This window comes from Ferrimonas sp. YIN67, assembly GCF_057219095.1.
Window position 1 is genome coordinate 649847 of record NZ_JBXVVJ010000003.1, and the last position, 18136, is coordinate 667982.

General features: G+C 59.8%; 18 protein-coding genes. 12 read left to right on the forward strand and 6 right to left on the reverse strand.

Translation table 11 applies throughout. From position 1 onward, the window contains the following. Positions 1–19 precede the first annotated feature (19 nt). A complete protein-coding gene (locus tag AC2D8U_RS10145) occupies positions 20–817 on the reverse strand; it encodes a crotonase/enoyl-CoA hydratase family protein (protein WP_484618916.1) in 798 nt (265 codons plus the stop codon). Positions 818–922: 105 nt separating this feature from the next. Between AC2D8U_RS10145 and AC2D8U_RS10150 the strand changes: the two genes are divergently transcribed. The 3 genes from AC2D8U_RS10150 to AC2D8U_RS10160 are packed head-to-tail and all read left to right on the forward strand — an operon-like array spanning position 923 to position 3341. Beyond that, positions 923–1885 (forward strand): response regulator, encoded by a 963-nt coding sequence (locus AC2D8U_RS10150; protein ID WP_484618917.1) that lies wholly within the window; start codon positions 923–925, stop codon positions 1883–1885. Between the two features lie 2 nt (positions 1886–1887). Further along, on the forward strand, positions 1888–2853 hold the full coding sequence (locus tag AC2D8U_RS10155) for a sensor domain-containing diguanylate cyclase (protein ID WP_484618918.1): 966 nt from the start codon (positions 1888–1890) through the stop codon (positions 2851–2853). Continuing rightward, the gene (locus tag AC2D8U_RS10160; RefSeq protein ID WP_484618919.1) at positions 2850–3341 is read left to right on the forward strand and encodes a GNAT family N-acetyltransferase; all 492 of its coding nucleotides are present in this window, start codon (positions 2850–2852) and stop codon (positions 3339–3341) included. Before AC2D8U_RS10155 ends, AC2D8U_RS10160 begins: the two co-directional genes overlap by 4 nt. A gap of 38 nt (positions 3342–3379) precedes the next feature. Here AC2D8U_RS10160 and AC2D8U_RS10165 read toward each other — a convergent pair whose 3' ends face one another. Together AC2D8U_RS10165 and chrA are read right to left on the reverse strand one after the other, a co-directional pair. Continuing rightward, on the reverse strand, positions 3380–3541 hold the full coding sequence (locus AC2D8U_RS10165; RefSeq protein WP_484618920.1) for a hypothetical protein: 162 nt from the start codon (positions 3539–3541) through the stop codon (positions 3380–3382). 44 nt (positions 3542–3585) lie between these two features. Continuing rightward, positions 3586–4755, reverse strand: coding sequence for a chromate efflux transporter (gene chrA / locus AC2D8U_RS10170; RefSeq protein WP_484618921.1), 1170 nt, complete (start codon positions 4753–4755; stop codon positions 3586–3588). Positions 4756–4906: 151 nt separating this feature from the next. Here chrA and AC2D8U_RS10175 point away from each other — a divergent pair, with 151 nt between their 5' ends. From AC2D8U_RS10175 to AC2D8U_RS10195, 5 genes are all read left to right on the forward strand, one after another. Beyond that, positions 4907–6289: a sensor histidine kinase gene (locus AC2D8U_RS10175; RefSeq protein WP_484618922.1), complete on the forward strand. Its 1383-nt coding sequence runs from the start codon at positions 4907–4909 to the stop codon at positions 6287–6289. Beyond that, a complete protein-coding gene (locus AC2D8U_RS10180) occupies positions 6286–6918 on the forward strand; it encodes a winged helix-turn-helix domain-containing protein (RefSeq protein WP_484618923.1) in 633 nt (210 codons plus the stop codon). Before AC2D8U_RS10175 ends, AC2D8U_RS10180 begins: the two co-directional genes overlap by 4 nt. Positions 6919–7041: 123 nt before the next feature. Beyond that, the gene (locus AC2D8U_RS10185) at positions 7042–8448 is read left to right on the forward strand and encodes a sensor histidine kinase (RefSeq protein ID WP_484618924.1); all 1407 of its coding nucleotides are present in this window, start codon (positions 7042–7044) and stop codon (positions 8446–8448) included. Beyond that, on the forward strand, positions 8445–9092 hold the full coding sequence (locus AC2D8U_RS10190) for a winged helix-turn-helix domain-containing protein (RefSeq protein WP_484618925.1): 648 nt from the start codon (positions 8445–8447) through the stop codon (positions 9090–9092). Before AC2D8U_RS10185 ends, AC2D8U_RS10190 begins: the two co-directional genes overlap by 4 nt. A gap of 150 nt (positions 9093–9242) precedes the next feature. Then, entirely contained in the window at positions 9243–10934 is a 1692-nt protein-coding gene (locus AC2D8U_RS10195) for an Ig-like domain-containing protein (protein WP_484618926.1), read from the forward strand. Positions 10935–11043: 109 nt separating this feature from the next. On the opposite strand, the gene AC2D8U_RS10200 is transcribed toward AC2D8U_RS10195, so the two are convergent. The 3 genes from AC2D8U_RS10200 to AC2D8U_RS10210 all read right to left on the reverse strand — a co-directional run bounded on the left by AC2D8U_RS10200 (position 11044) and on the right by AC2D8U_RS10210 (position 12891). Then, entirely contained in the window at positions 11044–11505 is a 462-nt protein-coding gene (locus tag AC2D8U_RS10200) for a hypothetical protein (protein WP_484618927.1), read from the reverse strand. A 230-nt stretch (positions 11506–11735) separates the two neighbouring features. Next, positions 11736–12086: an iron-sulfur cluster insertion protein ErpA gene (gene erpA / locus AC2D8U_RS10205; RefSeq protein ID WP_484618928.1), complete on the reverse strand. Its 351-nt coding sequence runs from the start codon at positions 12084–12086 to the stop codon at positions 11736–11738. A 52-nt stretch (positions 12087–12138) separates the two neighbouring features. Then, positions 12139–12891, reverse strand: a complete 753-nt coding sequence (locus AC2D8U_RS10210; RefSeq protein WP_484618929.1) for a DUF6776 family protein — start codon at positions 12889–12891, stop codon at positions 12139–12141. A gap of 62 nt (positions 12892–12953) precedes the next feature. Between AC2D8U_RS10210 and AC2D8U_RS10215 the strand changes: the two genes are divergently transcribed. The 4 genes from AC2D8U_RS10215 to hemL all read left to right on the forward strand — a co-directional run bounded on the left by AC2D8U_RS10215 (position 12954) and on the right by hemL (position 18108). After that, positions 12954–14624, forward strand: coding sequence for a chloride channel protein (locus AC2D8U_RS10215; protein WP_484618930.1), 1671 nt, complete (start codon positions 12954–12956; stop codon positions 14622–14624). Positions 14625–15153: 529 nt separating this feature from the next. Next, on the forward strand, positions 15154–16098 hold the full coding sequence (gene pyrB / locus AC2D8U_RS10220; protein WP_484618931.1) for an aspartate carbamoyltransferase: 945 nt from the start codon (positions 15154–15156) through the stop codon (positions 16096–16098). A 13-nt stretch (positions 16099–16111) separates the two neighbouring features. Beyond that, positions 16112–16576, forward strand: coding sequence for an aspartate carbamoyltransferase regulatory subunit (pyrI, locus tag AC2D8U_RS10225; RefSeq protein ID WP_484618932.1), 465 nt, complete (start codon positions 16112–16114; stop codon positions 16574–16576). A gap of 242 nt (positions 16577–16818) precedes the next feature. Next, complete coding sequence (hemL, locus tag AC2D8U_RS10230; RefSeq protein ID WP_484618933.1) at positions 16819–18108, forward strand: glutamate-1-semialdehyde 2,1-aminomutase; 1290 nt, start codon at positions 16819–16821, stop codon at positions 18106–18108. Positions 18109–18136: the final 28 nt, after the last annotated feature.

Genomic DNA, 18136 nt, shown 5'->3' on the forward strand with positions numbered 1-18136 from the left:
CGGAAGAACGTCGAAGCCGCTACCAGCGTCCTCGTGGACGATACACCTTCTCCTTACCCTGGGCCCGTTCGGCGGCGATCTTCTGATTAGGTCCCAACAGCAGCCGCCATTGGCTCAGGGTTTCTGCCGCCAGCATGCGTCCCTGCCCCGGAACTCCATGACGACGGAACAGGCGTTTGGTTGCTGCCAAGGCATCGGGCGAACGGGTCATCAAGATCGCCATCTTATCTTTGGCCAGTGTCAGGGGATCCTCCGCCACTTCAGTGATCAATCCCAGGCTCAGGGCATGGCGACCATCGATCCGATCGGCACTCATGGCCAGCCAGAGGGCCTGATCCTGGAATAACTGCTCACGCAATGCCAGATTCCCCCCCATATCTGGCACCAGGCCCCAGCGCCCCTCCATCACAGACAGATCCGCGTCAGGGTGAGCAATACGAAAATCGGCACCCAGGGCGATCTGCAGTCCACCGCCCCAACAGCGTCCCTGGATCACGGCGATCACCGGGACGGGGAGGGCCCGCCAACCTGTGCACACTCGCTGAGCCAGGTTGGCCTGACCCGGCCACCATTTCCACAGCAGACGCACGGCCTGATGCGGCTTGGCCATCACCGAACCGACATCCAGGCCGGAACTGAAATCCTCTCCCGCTCCGGTGAGGATCACTCCCCTCAGTGCCCGCTGCCGGGCCAGTCGTCGCTGAACCGAGACAATGGCCTGGAACATAGAAAAATCCAGCGCATTACGCTTTTGGGGCCGATTGAGGCACACCCAGGCAATCCCCTCCTCAAGCCGACAAGTAACCCGCTCCTCCATCTTTCCTCTCCTTCCTTCCACGGTTCACCGTCATTTCATGACAACACTCTGAAACTACAATAGAATCCCAAAGAAAGTCAGGATTATCTTTGGGAGGCAGGACGCTTGACCCTTAACGTACTGATCTGTGACGATTCCAGCATGGCCCGCAAACAACTGGTGCGCAGTCTTCCCAAGGATTGGGATGCGCAACTGCAATTTGCTCAGGATGGCCAGGAAGCCCTGCGCCAGATCGCCAATGGACCTGTCGAACTGCTGTTCCTCGATCTCAATATGCCGCAGATCGATGGCTATGAAGTCCTTCAACGTCTGCAACATTATGCCAGGCGCCCCAAGGTGATCGTGATCTCTGCCGATATCCAGCCTGAAGCGTTTCGTCGCGTCATGGATCTCGGTGCCTTGGCGTTTATCAATAAGCCTATCGCTCCAGGCCGCCTCGAAGCCACCCTCAAACAGTTCCGACTCTATCGACACGGCGCACTGCACCCGCCAGCACAACCCGAATTCGAGCCCGACGACGCCCTGCGCGAATTGTGCAATGTGGCTATGGCGCGGGCGGCTGCCAACATGTCCCAGGTCTTGGGCACCTTTATCGAATTACCCATTCCCAAACTACGCCGTCTGCTAGCCAGCGAGTTGGAGATGTTGCTGGCCGCCTCATTTCAAGATCCCCAACTGCTGGTCCTGTCTCAGGGCTTTATCGGCAACGGGATCAACGGCGAGGCCCTGTTGCTCCTGCAAAAAGGGGGATACGACACCATGGGGCGGCTGATGGGCCTGGGTCCCATCGACTCGGAGCAGGCCCGGCTTGAAGTACAGATGGATACCGGCAACCTGCTGTTTGCCGCCTTCCTGACGGGCCTGGGTGAACAGTTGGAGATCCCCTTCTGTCAGAGCCACCCCGTACTCTTGCGTGAGGCTCCGGCGTTTAGCTTAGAGCAGCAAACCTTGGCGGTAGAGATCAGTTATCGACTGCCACAGCAACAGATCCTCTGCGATCTCTTGCTGTTGCTGCCCCACTCCAGCCTGCCCCGGTTGGAGAGAAGTTTGCAGTATCTGATGGAGTAAACGTGGAACAAAATGACTTTGCCCAATTGCACTGGCTGACCCAGTTGCTACAGGGGATAGAGGTAGGGCTGGTGGTGATTGATCGGGATTACCGGATCCAGCTGTGGAACGGTTTTATGGAAAACCATTCAGGCCGTTCTGCACAGGAGCTCCATGCTCAGTCACTGTTCGACCAATTTCCCGAGCTGCCTCAATCCTGGCTGGTGAGCAAGCTGGAGGCGGCCTTCCTGCTAGAGAGTCGCAGCTTTACCGTCTGGGAGCAGCGCCCCTGGGTGTTCCCCTTTGCCAATCCCCGGCCGATCACCGGGGGCTTGCCCATGATGTACCAAAATATGACGATCCAGCCACTGACCAACAGCAAGGGGGAGATCAGCCATGCCGCCCTGCTGCTCTACGATGTCAGTGTCCAGGCCCAGGACCGTCAGCAACTGGCCTCGGCCAACGCCCGACTCGAGCAGTTATCCCAGATCGATGCACTCACAGGACTGGCCAACCGACGCCAATGGAACCGGGTGTTGGAGCAAGAATTCCAGCGTTGCCGACGCTACCAGCCACAAAGCAGCCTGATCTTGCTCGATATCGACCATTTTAAACGAGTTAACGATTCCCTGGGGCACAGTGTGGGGGATCAAGTGCTCAACGAGCTGGGCCGACTGCTGAAAGACAGCCTGCGCAAAACCGATATTGTCGCTCGCTACGGGGGGGAGGAGTTTGCCATCCTGCTGACCGAAACCTGTCCAAACGCGGGAGAGCAGTTGGCCCAAAGATTGCGCACTGCGGTGGAAGCGCTGCGCTTTTCCTTTATGCCTTCGCTGAAGATCACTATCAGTCTCGGCCTTTGCCCCTATAATCACGCCTTGGAGAGCACCCAACAATGGTTCGAATTGGCGGATCAGGCGCTCTACCTGGCCAAAGATCAGGGCCGCAATCGCCTGATCTGCATTACCCCAACAGGATCATCGGATTGACTCTACTCATTCGTCCTTACCAGGACCACGACGCCACCGCCATCTTAGCGATCTACAATCACGCCATCGTGCACCACAGCGCCACATTCGAAGAGGAGCCACTCAGTCTAGAGTCCCTGAGCGAGCGCTTGCGCAAGATTGCCGCCACATACCCGATTCTGGTGGCACAGATTGGCGAGGAGGTGGTGGGCTATGCCTATGGCAACCAGTACAAGCCTCGCAGCGCATTTCGCTTTTGTGCCGAGATCAGCATCTACCTTGCCTCAGGCCACCAGGGAAAAGGGGTGGGCCAAGCCTTGACTCAGAGGTTGTTGGAAGTGTTGACGAGACAACGGATCACTCAAGTTGTCTCGGTGATCACCAGCCCCAACCCCGCCAGTGAAGCAATGCACCGAAAGCTCGGCTTTACCCACTGCGGCACCTTGAAGGCCGTGGGCTACAAGTTTGAACGCTGGCACGATGTGGGGCTTTGGCAGAAGGCACTCTAGAGCGGAGCTAGGCCCAAAAGCCTGGCTCCCAAAAAAAGTTAAGGTGGCAACAGGTGGGTGCCACCTCCCGCCAACTGATCCGACAAACGCCGACCAAACCCCTGCCGTCGCTGTGTCTGATAACTGTCCCAGCGCAGCTCAGCCCGACGATCGACATTTCGACGTCGCTGGTGTGCTCGGCGCTCCTGAGTCTGTGTCATATCCCCTCCTTAATCGGCAAAGCGATAACTATAGTCGGCACTCACTAAAGCGTCAGTACCAAGCCCCAGTGGAGCAGGAACGTCAGCATCAGCAAGGTCACGATCAGCCCCAGAATAGGCCAGCCTCGTCCCCGCAGCAGGTAGAGGCCAACAATCACCAGGGCCATATCTGCGGCGCTCACAACCGCACTGGTAAACACGGGCTGGTACAGGGCGGAGAGCAGCAACCCCACCACGGCAGCGTTGATCCCCGCCGCCGCCGCTCCGATCCGAGGGCGTGAAGCCAGTGCCTCCCAATAGTGTAAGCAACCCAGCATCAGCAAGATCCCCGGGAGGAAAATGCCCAAGGTCGCGATCATCGCTCCCAACAAGGGTTGGTTCGGTGCCAACTCCGCGCCGAGGAAGCTGGCCAGGGTAAAGACCGGCCCGGGGACCGCCTGAGCCGCCGCATAGCCCGTCAGGAAGCGATCGGCACTCATGGCCTCCCCCACAGTCTCCTGCAACAGGGGCAACACCACATGACCCCCACCAAACACCAGGCTGCCGGTCTGAAAAAAATCGGCGAAGATCCTGTGTAGGCCGTGACTGGCTGGCCACAAGGCCACCAGCAGGGCGAGCGCAAACAGCAGCAGAGGCGCCCGTTTCAGGCGTCCGCTGATCACAGGGCGCTGCTCCTGCGGGAAGCGACTGGCGATCAGTCCGGCCACCAGCAACACCAGACACTGGATCCACAGACTGGGAAACAGCAGCAGGGCCACCGCACTGCCGCTGGCCAGCGCCCAATGGAGGGCGTTCGTGCAAAAACGCCGGGCCATGCCCCATACGGCATCGGCGACCACCACCACGGCCAACAGCTTAAGGCCATGGATCAACACCTGTATCAGGGGCAAGGCCAGCATCTGGGCACTGATCATGGCCAGGGCAAACATCAGCCCAAAGGAGGGCAGGGAAAAACCGAGGAAGGCCGCCAGCGCGCCGGTATAGCCACCACGGCGGTAGCCGATGGCACAACACACCTGGCTGGAGCCCGGCCCGGGCAGGAACTGGCTCAGGGCCACCATACGGGCAAAGCTGTCATCGTCGAGCCAGCGATCCCGCTCGACAAATTGCCTGCGATAGTAGCCGATATGGGCGGCCGGACCACCGAAGCTGACACAGCCCAAGGCCAGGAAGCGGAAAAAGAGGGAGACAAAAGGACGCAAGGGATCACTCATACTGTATTGTTGTGCGCAGATACCCTAGATCTTAGGTGTATCGTCGAACGAGTCTTGCGAATATTTTTTATCAAGACAGAGAAAGCCTTTTACCCCAGGATCAGGCTGCCCCCACTTCGGGCGCTCGCTGAACAGGCCACCGTGCGACACAATGGAAACACTGCTGCTTTTTACCATCTACCTGATCTACGGCATGGCATTTTTTGCCATCGGGATCGCCATCGTGTTCCGCGATCTCAAGCGCAGTCGCCTTGCCCTTGCCGGTGCACTGCCTGTCCTGGCGGGCTTCGGCTTTCTCCACGGTCTGCATGAATGGTCCGAACTCTATCTGATCCTGTTTGCCGACAGTCTGAGCGGCACCGCCTGGCTTCCCCTGTTTAAAACCCTCAAACTCTGGCTCTCCTTCCTGCCCCTGGGCTGGTTCGCCTGGCGAATGCTGCCCCTGACGGGCTGGTCCAGGCAAAGGACGATCAAAACCGGGATCCTGCTTCTGCTCACCCTGTTCGTGCTGGATCTCTGGACGCGCGCCGGACTGCAGGCCTGGCCGCTGGATCCGGCCCAGTCCACCACCCGGATCCGCTGGCTGTTTGGCCTGGGCAGTGCCGCCCTGGCCGGTTGCGCCATCATCGGCTATAGCCGCCAGCTCGATGCCCAAGACCAACCCGCCGCCGGACTGGCACTGACCGGCTATGCCCTGATCGCCTATGGCCTGAGTACCAGCCTGATCACCATAGAGCAGGGCGTCTGGGTTCCCCTGGTGCGCACCGCCTGCGCCTGCGCCATATTGATCACCCTCTGGCGCACCCTGGAGATCTTCGATCGCGAGCGTCACAAGCAGATCGAGGCCAAGCTGTCCCAGATCCTGCAACACGACAAGCTCAGGGAGATGGGCCAGCTGACCGCCGCCATCGCCCATGAGGTGCGCACCCCCCTAAGCAGCGCCCTGATCAGCACCTATCTGCTGGAGAAACAGCTCACCGATAATGCCGACGGTCAGAAGCAACTGGCGCGGATCCGCCAGAGTATCGAGCGGGCCGATCACATCAGCCAGGAGCTGCTTAACTACGCTCACCAGCGGGATCCCCGCTTCCAGGCGATGGATCTGATCGATCTTATCGACTCGGCCACCACCCTGATGCAGCACCGCTTCGACGACGTTCAACTGCGCCGTGCCCTGCCGGAACACCTGCCCATCTGGGGGGATCCCGCCCTGCTCGAGCCGGTGCTGACCAACCTGCTGGGAAATGCCCTGGATGCCCTGGCCAGCGCCCCCAGCGAAGAGCGCCGGCTCAGCCTCGAGGCCCGGGATCTGGGGCCGGTGATCGAACTCTCGGTGATCGATACGGGACCAGGCATGGCCCCCCAGACACTGCAAAGAGCCACCGAGCCCTTTTTTACCACCAAGGAGAGCGGCACCGGGCTGGGACTGGCACTGAGTCGACAGATCCTGCTACAACATGGCGGTTCCCTACGCCTGGAAAACCGCTCTCCCGGCTTTGCTGCCACCCTAACCCTACCCAAGGAGCAAGCATGACCCTGTCGCTGTTGCTGGCTGAAGACGATACCTCACTGCGGGAGATCCTGACGGAAGCCCTGGCCCTGGAGGGCTTTACCGTCACCCCCGCCTCCAGTGCCGAAGAGGCGCTGGATCAGGCCGAACACGATCACTTCGATCTGGCCCTGTTTGATGTGGTGATGCCGGGGATCTGCGGGATCGACGCCATCGCCCAACTGCGTCGGCTGCACCCCCATATCGGCATCGTCCTGACCACCGCCTACGCCACGGTGGACGGTGCCGTCGACGCCATGAAAAAGGGGGCCGATGAGTACCTGACCAAGCCCTTCCATCTGCCAACCCTGGCGATGATCCTCAAGCAGGTACACGCCAAGCGGACCCCAAGAACACCGCAGGAGGAGCGGCTCAACGATGAGATCTTCAGCGCCATGGCCAACCCCATCCGCCGGGTGGTGATGCAGCAGCTCAAGCTCCACCGCAAGATGAAGTTCATGGACTTATGCCGGGTGGTGGGCATTGAAGACCACACCAAATTTAACTTCCACCTGCGCCAGTTGGTGCGCTGCGGCCTGGTCGACAAGGACGAAGAGAAGATCTACTTCCTCACCGCCAAGGGGCAGGAGATCCTGGCCCGCATGCTCAGCTAGCATGCCCCAGCCCCCAGCGTCCCCCCGACACATCCAATAGGTAATGCCCAGTCGAGCTCACAGACGCCCCGAAGGAAAAGCCATAGACTGCTAGAAAAAACAAAGGACTTAGACCGTTCACCGATGGATCCCCTGCTGCTTTTTAACGTCTACCTCTTCTATGGGCTGGTGTTCTTCACCATCGGCTGCGTGATCGCCTTTCGCAACCTTCGCCTGAGTCAGCTGGCCATCGCCGCCGCCCTGCCCGCCATGGCGGCCTTCGGCTTCACCCACGCCTTCCACGAATGGTCCGAACTCTATATCGAACTGATGGCTCCCCATCAGTCGATGCGCTGGCTGCAGGAGATGGAGGCCGTCCGGGCCATCAAACTCTGGCTCTCTTTCGTCGCCCTGGCCTGGTTCGCCTGGAAGATGCTGGGGATCATCCACTGGCCCCACGTGCGCTGGGTTCGCTGGGCCACCGGCGTGGTCCTGCTGCTCTATCTGGCCCACCTGCTGCTCAGTGCACGCAGCCTGCCCCAGCCCGAGTACCTCTCCCTCGCCAACAGCCTAACCCGACTACTCTTTGGCCTGGGCGCCTCCGTCGTCGGAGGCCTGTCGCTCATCGTCTACGCTCGCCAGCAGAGCAGGCACAACCGCCTGGGCGCCGATTACTTTGCCTACTGCGGTCTGGCCCTGATCGCCTATGGGGTAGCCGCCGGACTGATCCCCACCCAACTGGGGCTCTGGGTCCCCGTGTTGCGCACCCTGTGTGCCCTGGCCGTGCTGATCGCCCTGTTCCAGGCGCTGAAGATCTTCGATCAGGAGCGGGAGGAGCAGATCGCCCACCAGCAGCGCCAACTGATCCGCGGCGAGAAGTTGCGGGCCATCGGCGAGCTCGCCTCCGGGATCGCCCATGAGATCAAGACGCCCCTCAGCTACGCCAGTCTCAGTTGTGATCTGCTGGAGAAGCATCTGCCGCCAAGCTCCGCCGGATCCCACCAGCTCTCCCGGATCCGCCGCGGCCTGAAGCGGGCCGATCACATCAGCCAGGAAGTGCTGCATTTTGCCCGTACCTCCAGGGCCCCCCATCGTCCCGTCGATCTGGCCAGCAGCATCCACTCGGCACTGGAGCTGATGGCCCACCGGCTGCGGCCCTTTACCCTGGAGAAGCGGATCGACAGCGGCCTCTGGGTAAAGGGGGACAGCATCAAGCTGGAAGAGGTGATCATCAACCTGATCACCAATGCCATTGAGGCCATCGAAGCCATCGAGGGCACCCAGGGCCGGGATGATCAGCACAAGCTGGAGATCCTGGCCTGCCGCCAGGACGACCGGATCCTGGTCGAGATCCGGGATCATGGCCCGGGACTGGATGAGGTCGCTCAGCAGAACGCGCTCAAACCCTTTTACACCACCAAGGCCGAAGGCACGGGCCTGGGCCTGGCCATCTGCCAGCAGATCACCCAGGCCCACGGGGGCGAACTCACCCTCGCCAATTGGCAACACGGCCTACAGATCACCCTGCGACTACCGAGAACCTGTCCATGACATTAAACCTGCTACTTGCCGAAGACGATCAGGAACTGCGCGAAACCCTGGAAGAAGCCCTCTCCGAGGAAGGTTTTACCGTGGTGGCCACCGACAGTGCCGAGCAGGCACTGGAAGCGATAGAGCAGCAGGCGTTCGATGTTGCCCTGCTGGATCTGGTGATGCCCGGTATGAGTGGGATAGAAGCGATCACCGCGTTGCGTCGCCAGCAACCGGATCTCGGCGTGATCCTCACCACCGCCTTCGCCACCGTCGATACCGCCGTCGACGCCATGAAAAAGGGGGCCAATGAGTTTGTCTCCAAGCCCTTTGATCTGACCACCCTGGCCACCACCATCCGGCGGATCCAGGCCCAACGTCAGCCCCAACCCAGACTCGACGGTGACCATGCGGACAAGATCTTTTCCGCCCTGGCCAACCCCATTCGCCGGCAGACCCTGTTGGAGCTCAAGCGCCACCGTCAGCTGCGCTTTATGGATCTGTGTCGGCTGCTCGGCCTGGAGGACCACACCAAGCTGAACTTCCACCTGCGTCAGCTCAGGCAAAGCGAGCTGCTGCAGCAAAATGTGAACAAGGTCTACTCCCTGACCCAAAAGGGCCAACAGATGTGCCAATTCCTGCTGGAAAGAAACGAGGAAAAATAGATTTATTTCAATGGCTTACTTAGATCGTGGGAAGAATACTTCTCAGAACCGCGTTACCGGGTAAGCCCCCTTCTCTGGAAGCTGTACGGGTTCTTTTTGGATACTTAGCCTGCTTATAAAAAGACGTATAAACGTCGCAGGAGAATGATGATGACCTTCCAAAAACAGACCCTGGCACTGGTGATGGGAACCCTGTTCCTGACCGCCTGTGGCAGCGACAGCAAAGACGACAACACGCCCCCACCTGTGAATACTCCGCCGGTGGCCGAGGACAGCAGCCGCATCACCGAAAGCAATATTGCGCTGACCATCAATCCGATGCTGCACGCCAGCGATGCCGACCAAGGCGATGTGTTGACCCTGAGTAATGCCACCGTGGACAACGGCAGCGTCACGACCGAAGGCGATCGCATCCTGTTCAACCCTAAAGGGTTTGTCGGGGACGCCGCCATCCAGTACACCGTCAGTGATGGCACTGATGAAGCCACAGGTACCATCACAGTCACCGTCAATGAAGCCATCTTCGCCGGAAGCCAAAGCTGTCTGGGTTGCCACGAAGCGATGGATCCCGATACGGTTGCCCATCAGAAGCATGGCCATAACTTCAAGATCATGCAGATCGCCAACGACGAAGCGCCTGTCTTCCCCTACCACGACGTAGAAGGCGCATTGGAGCAGATCGACAACAATGGCAACCCAACCGATAACGTTTTGGGTACCCCAAACAGCTACGCCGACATCAGTTATACCTCCGGCGGCTACGGCTGGAAACTGCGCTGGATGGATGCCGACGGCTATCTGGTGACTGGCGCCCAGGCCCAGCACAATCTCCATGCCGAAGCACTGGGGCTGGACGATCAGATCATGTCCAACTACAACGCCGGCTCCGTCAACAAGCCGTGGGATTGTGGCCACTGCCACACCACCGGCTGGAAGCCCTTCGATGAGACCCTCAATCCACAGAAACAGGACGACCTGCCTGGAGTCCACGGCACCTTTGTTGCCGCCGGTGTCCAATGTGAAGCCTGTCACGGCGCTGGCCTGGCCCATGCCCAAAGCGGGGATCCTGAGCTGATCACCCGTAATGCGGCGCCGCGCACTAGCGAGTCCCTGCAAAGTGAGACCATGGGCTATGGCGAGGCGCTGCACTGCGCCGAGTGTCATACCCGCGACGGTGATCGGACCCATGCCAAGGGCTATGAGAGCTCCTTTAACAAGGCCGTTTCGGCCGCCCTGGAAGCCGGTGAGATCACGCAGGAGGTTGCTGATGCCGCCCCCGAGTATGGTGCCCGAGTGATGGTCCGCAGTGGCCTGCCACGTCACCATCAGACCCACGATGAGTTGATGGCGATCGACCCCGATACCTTCGAGATCACCGGTAAGCACTACACCAAGTTCCCGCTCTACTACGGTGCCGAGAACGCCTGTGCTATCTGTCACGATACCCACAAGTCCACCCTGAACCAGGATGAAGCTATCCATCAGGGCGCAGTCAAGGCCTGTACCGACTGTCACAGCGGCGACCATGCGGTTGAGTTCAACTCCACCCTGCACGCAGGCTTAGAGTGTAAGACCTGTCACATGCCGGAAGTGGTGAAGAACGCCACCTCAGGCTATGTCACCGGTGACGGCAAAGCGACCCAGGAACTGCGCGGTGATATCCGCATCCACACCTTCGCCATCGACCTGCACGACGCACGCGGTCAGTTGGTGGATGCTGAGGCCAAGGACACCCATATGTACCCCTACCTGCAGCAGGGCTTCGCCTGTGGTCAGTGCCACAGCGAGTCTGACGACTACGCCCAGAAGCTGCTGGATAACCACGGCACTATGCACAAGTAAGGCTATGCCTCCCAGCAAATAACCAAGCGGCCCATCGGGCCGCTTTTTTGTCCAGATAATCCACTCGGGCGCAGGCAACCCTGCCCTCAACGCACCCTAGGCTATTCGCTCACGGCCCCAAGAGCAGCAACTCATCGCGCAGTTCGGCCAGCCGCAGTCGCTCCCGGTGCAACTGCTCCAGGCTAGGAACAATGCTCTGAGGCAGGGCATCATTGGCCACACTGGCTCGCCGCTCAAGCTCGGCCACACGCACGCCTTGCTGATCATACTGGGCCCGCAACCAAACCAGCCGATGGGCCACGCGATCTTCTGACAGTGCCACCGACTGAGTCGGACCGGTCACCGGCCGTCCCCCCGACTCCCGCTGCCAGACCGCCAACAACATCGACAGTGCAATCAACAGAAACGCCGCCACCGCCAGGGTATCGCGCACTTCGCGCCACACCCAGGTCCAGTCCACCCTGGGCAGGGAAAAACTCCGCCGCCAACGGAGCCTGCCATACCATCCCGGTCGTTCTCGACCATAGTGATTGCCGTGCCGTTCAAAGCCATGCCCGATTGCTTTTCCCATGCTCCTGCCCGTCCATCTCCGTTCCAGGGCGCGACAACCGCTCCCAGATCCGTCTGTAAAAGAAGATGACCAAGCGCTGACTGTCCACCAAAGCACAGGCGCAAATCGACAAGCCACTCATTTGCAGTACGAGTTACAGTGCAACAAAGTATGTCTGACGGCCCCACGCAAAACGCCCGGCAATGCGGAAGCACTGCCGGGCGTATCAATCGCGGATCAGATTGGGTACGTCAGATGGAGAAGGAGGCTCCACAACCACAGGTCGAGGTGGCATTCGGGTTGCTGACGAAGAAGCGACTGCCCTCCAGCCCCTCGGTGTAATCCACCTCGCCGCCCACCAGATACTGCAGACTCATGGCATCCACCAGCAGGGTTACCCCCTCTTTCTCTATGGTGAAGTCGCCTTCATTGACCTTCTCATCGAAGGTAAAACCGTACTGGAAACCGGAGCAACCGCCACCAGTCACGTACACGCGCAGTTTCAGTTCCGGATTTTCCTCCTCCAGCAGCAGCGCCTTCACTTTGGCGGCAGCCGCATCGGAGAACTCAATCGGCAGGGCTTGTTCAACGGCAGCAGTCATGATTACCTCTCAGTCTTTGACCGGGGGATTATCCAATACCCGACTAAAGCATTCAAGCTTTCTCCTTCAGGCGCATCAGCACCTGGGCACTGACCAGATCGGTAAACAGGTAGCGGCTCTCGGTTCGGGCAGCACTCTGACCGTTACCGGCTGGCAGCCGGATCTGCACCGTCAGGCGCTCAGGGTAAAACCCATCCGGCAGCACGAGCTCTTCATCAAGCTGCTGGAAATAACGGAAAGAAAACGCCATTTGGCTCGCCTTCCCATCGGGTTTGACGGTCACACTGTGGGAGCGACCATTGAGGCTGCCGTCCATCACCAGGGTTACATCGCCCCGGGCAAAGCGTTTCTGCACCTTCTGCTGGGTCAACACCAGGCGCAGACGAAAACGCTGGGCACTGGCGGTTTCATCCAGCACCAGATCATGAACAAACACACCATCGGCGGTTTTCTCCGGGGCCATGATGTTGCGATAAAATGCCAACTCCCGCTCCAGCTCGTTAAGCTGATCACGTTGATGCGCCATCAAGGCGCGGGTCTCCTGCTGGCTTTGCTGCTCCATCTTCAGCTCGAGCTGCAGTGCGGCCCGATCTCGCTCCAATTGCAGCCGCTCGCTTTGCCACTCTTTCTGGGTCATGCTCAGCTGTGCCAATGCACGAGCCCGCTCAAGATCCACCAGGAAACGCAACCCATAACCGGCAGCCAGGGTCACCAGCAAAATCAGCAACAACACCCATCCTCGGGGGTTGAGGCGCCGTTCAAAATGAGCCAGTGCGTGGGCACGGTGTCGTATATATTGCATCATGTTGGTTTTCTTAGAATTACAGGTGATAAACTTGCCACAATTGGCCTCTAAACACTGTCGACATGATCACTGAGCACAAATTTCGCCTGTCCAATCCCCGCATCAGCCTGCAATTATGCGTGCTGGCACTGCTTGTGGGGATGTTGGCGAGCGGCTTCATTGTCCTGTTTCAGTTGGCCATCAATGGCTTGCAGGCACTGCTCTGGGTCGAGTCGAACGATTTTACCCAGCTGCCGCTGTGGATGCGAATCGCATTGCCCATTACCGGTGCCGCCGTGATCCACCAGTTGATCCGCCACTCCAAGGCGGCCTACCGCCGCATGGGGATCGCCTATGTGATCCACAGGGTAAAGTGTTTCTATGGCCGGATCCCGCTCGGCTCCGGCGTCAGCCAGTTTTTTCATGCCGTGGTCGCCCTGGCCTGCGGCTTCTCCGTCGGCAAAGAGGGGCCCGCGGTCCACATCGGCGCCTCCGCCGCCACCATGGTAGCCAAGAAGTGGGAACTGCCCGATAACACCATGCGGATCCTCTCCTCTTGCGGCATAGCGGCCGGGATAGCGGCGATCTTTAACACTCCCCTTGCCGGCGTGCTGTTCGTCCTGGAAGTGGTCTTGAGGGAGTACAAGATCCATTATTTCCTGCCCATCATGATCGCCGCCATCACAGGCTCGGTGATCTATCGGGCCGTGTTCGGTGAACATCATATCTATGAGCAGCTGGATCTGCTGCGCATGCCCCTGGAGCAGTACCCCACTCTGCTGCTGTTTGGCCTGGTACTCGGTGCCGTTGCGGCCCTGTTTAACCATGCCCTGCTGCACACCACCCGTCGCAGTGCGCACTGGCCCCTCTGGCTCAGATTTGCCCTGGCCGGGATCATCACCGCCTCCGTTGGTGTCCTGCTGCCCGGCGCCCTGGGCGGCGAAAATGGCGTGGTTCTATTGGCCCACAGCAAGGAGATCAGCCTGGGGCTGATCTTCGGCCTGCTGGCGGGTAAAGTGGTATTGACCATCGCCGCCCTGGGCCTGGGGATCCCCGGCGGGTTGATCGGCCCCCTATATGGGATCGGCGCACTGCTCGGGGCCCTGCTGGTGTTGATCCTGACTCCCCTCCTGCCCCAGGTCGGCGAATATCAGAGCCTCTACGCCGCCATCACCATGACCGCCATGATGGGGGTCTGCCTCAATGCCCCCCTGGCATCCCTGCTGGCTCTGGTGGAGCTGACCGATAACGCCAGCGTGATCGTGCCCTTCCTGCTGGTAGCTCTGCCCGCCTTCCTGCTGGCCCACCAGGGACTGGGCGCCCGGGCCATCTTCCTGCATCAGCTTGAGATCATGGGGCTGCCCTATAAGGTCCCCCCACTGGAAGAGGCGTTGCAGAAAACCGGGGTACTGGCGCTGATGGACAGGGATCTGGTGGCGGTACGGCCGGATCTGCCGCAACAGGAGCAGTTGACTCTGCTCAAACAGGCCGAGGGCCACCGTCTGCTGATCCCAATCGATGAGGGGCAGGCACTGATCACCCTCCACGACGACTTTGCCGATCGACAAGGGAGCCCATTGAAACAGACGCCCCTGGAGGGGCTGCCCGACAGCGCGACCCTGGCCGAAGTCTACCGGCTGCTTGAGCCCAAGCGCACCGGCATGGTTTACATCTACCACAACGACAAGCAAACGCCTGTCGGCCTGATCAGCTGGGCCATGTTGCATCGCTATTTTCGAACCGGCGAAGCCTGAACGGCCGCCTTGGCCAAAAGCCCACGATAACCTTGGCCCGCACACACTTGGCTTGGATCAGCCCGCGACTCTGCCCTGGGCCAACGGGCGCTTCCCCGGCCAACAACTTATGCCAGACACGGGAATACCACTGCATTTTGTGCCGGACAAACCGCATTGTACGAATTTCCCTCGAAACTCACGAAACCCGCACCTGCAACAAATCATTAACCTTCATCCCGCCGCCGGAGCAGTGCAAAGCGCTCCTCCTTTCCCCCTTTGCAAACAACAATTAATTAACACTTTGTTCTGAAGTAAATTCTTGCCCTCTGTGCCTCTTGCACCTGAGTCAGATGGGGGTATAATCCACCGAAAAATCGACCATCGAAGGATGAAAAATGACCACCCTTGTCGACTGTCACACCAGTCTACATTGCCGCATCTCGGCGGGTTGGCCCGTTATTTCCGTAAGATGGTAAAAAGCCTCCTGATCCAGGGGGCTTTTTTTCGAGAAAAATTTGTACCTACAGGCCTCGAGGGAAGACACGTTATGACGAATTCGTTATACCGCAAGCACATCATCTCCATTCCGGAACTCAGCCGTTCCGAGCTGGAGCTTATCGTCAAAACCGCCGGAGTGTTAAAGGCCCAGCCCGACCCCACCTTGCTCAAAGACAAGGTGATCGCCAGCTGCTTTTTCGAGCCCTCCACCCGCACACGCCTCTCCTTCGAGACCGCAGTGCAGCGCCTGGGCGGCAGTGTCATCGGCTTTGACAACGGCGGCAACACCTCCCTGGCCAAGAAGGGCGAGACCCTGTCCGACTCCGTCCAGGTGATCAGCTCTTACGTGGATGCCTTCGTCATGCGCCACCCTCAGGAGGGCGCAGCCCGCCTGGCCACCGAATTCTCCAACGGCGTGCCGATCATCAATGGCGGTGACGGATCTAACCAGCACCCCTCGCAAACCCTGCTGGACCTCTTCTCCATCTATGAAACCCAGGGACGGTTGGATAACCTCAACGTCGCCTTCGTCGGTGATCTCAAATATGGCCGCACCGTCCACTCCCTGACCCAGGCCCTGGCCAAGTTCGACAACATTACCTTCTACTTCATCGCCCCGGATGTGCTGGCGATGCCGGACTACATCTGTGAAGAGTTGGATGCGGCGGGGATCAGCTACCGGATCATCAACAGCATCGATAAGGCGATCCCCGAGCTGGATATCCTCTACATGACCCGGGTACAGAAGGAGCGCTTCGACGAGTCCGAATACGCCCACGTCAAGTCCGCCTACATCCTGACGGCCGAAGTGCTAAAGGGTGCACGGAACAACCTGAAGGTCCTGCATCCCCTGCCCCGCATCGATGAGATCACCACGGATGTCGATGCCACGCCCTACGCCTACTACTTCCAGCAGGCGGAAAACGGGATCTACGCTCGCCAGGCCCTGCTGAGCCTGGTACTCAACGAACAATCCAACGTCGATCCCCAATAAAGGAGCCACCAAGATGACCAAAGACAACAAGCTGCTGGTGGAAGCGATCCGCAACGGTTCGGTGATCGACCACATTCCCGCCCACAGTGGCATCAAGGTACTGCGCCTGTTCCAGCTGCATAAGTCGGAGAACCGCATCACCATCGGCCTGAACCTGCCCTCCTCGGAAGCGGGCCACAAAGATCTGATCAAGATTGAAAACGTCTTTATCGATGAAGATCTGGCCAACCAGCTGGCCCTGCTGGCTCCCAACTGTACCGTCAACCAGATCGAAGAGTACCGGGTGACCCGCAAGCTTCAGCTCTCCCTGCCGGATCAGATCCGTGGTGTGTTCCAGTGCCCCAACAGCAACTGCATCACCCATGCCGAGCCTGTGGCCACCCGCTTCACCGTGGCCGCCAAAGGCGACGACATTCGCCTCAAGTGCCACTACTGTGAAAAGGCGTTCTCCCGGGAGATCATGACCGAGCGTCGCTGATCGTCAGCCGCGCCTTGCCTTCAACGCCTCCGCCAAACGGGGGCGTTTTGTTTCAATGCCATCCCCCTGTTCACCCTAGATTTTCACCCACCCTGTGATCCTTCCCCTTGATCAACCCCGTCACAAAATGCCACCCTCCCCTCACTGGATAACAACCTTGGGTGCATGACGGTACAACAGTTGGCACTCAAGGCAACGCATTCTCACCGGCCCGGCCGGTAGACAAGGATCAAGGACCCCCAATGACTCGCAGCGAATCTCTGTTTGAACAGGCCCAACAAACCATCCCCGGCGGAGTGAACTCCCCGGTCCGTGCCTTTAAAGGTGTGGGCGGCACGCCCCTCTTTATCGACAGCGCCGACGGTGCCTACCTTATTGATGTCGACGGCAAAAAGTACATCGACTATGTCGGCTCCTGGGGCCCGATGATCCTCGGCCACAACCACGACACCATCCGTAACGCGGTGATCGAAGCCGCCCACAAGGGACTCTCCTTCGGCGCCCCCACCGCCGCCGAGGTGGAGATGGCCAACCTGGTGTGCAAACTGCTGCCCAGCGTCGATCAGGTTCGCATGGTCAACTCAGGCACCGAAGCCACCATGAGCGCCCTGCGCCTGGCCCGTGGCTTCACCGGTCGTGACAAGTTCATCAAGTTCGAAGGCTGCTATCATGGCCACGCCGACTGCCTGCTGGTGAAAGCCGGCTCAGGCATGCTCACCTTTGGCGAGCCTACCAGTCCGGGCGTCCCTGCCGACTTTGCTAAGCACACCCTGACCGCCGACTACAACGATCTGGCCAGCGTCAAAGCCCTGTTTGAATCCAATCCGGGTGAGATCGGCGCCATCATCCTGGAGCCGGTGGCCGGTAACATGAACTGTATCCCACCGGTGAAGGGCTTCCTCGAGGGGCTGCGCGCCTTGTGTGATGAGCACGGCGCCCTGCTGATCATCGATGAGGTGATGACCGGCTTCCGCGTCTCCCTCACCGGCGCCCATGGCTACTACGGCGTCACCCCGGATCTGGTGTGCCTGGGTAAGGTGATCGGCGGCGGCATGCCGGTGGGCGCCTTCGGCGGTCGTGCCGAGGTGATGGCCCACCTGGCCCCCAACGGCCCGGTTTACCAGGCCGGTACCCTGTCCGGCAACCCGGTCGCCATGGCCGCCGGCCTGGCCCAGCTGGAGGTGCTGCAGCAGCCCGGCCTGTATGAGGAGCTGTCCGCCAAGACCGAGCGCGTGGCCAAGGGCCTTAAAGCCGAAGCGGACAAGGCTGGCGTGCCCATGGCGATCAATTATGTCGGCGGCATGTTCGGCTTCTTCTTCACCGAAGAGCAAGAGATCACCTCCTTCGCTCAGGTGACCCGCTGCAACATGGAGCACTTCAAAGCGTTCTTCCACGGCATGCTGGAGGAGGGGATCAACCTGGCGCCTTCCGCCTATGAGGCGGGCTTCCTCTCCATGGCCCACTCCGATGAGGACATCGACGCCACCATCGCCGCCGCCGGGCGCGTACTGGCCAAGATCGCCGCGGTCTAAAGGCTATTCGCAACAGGATCCTCAAGGC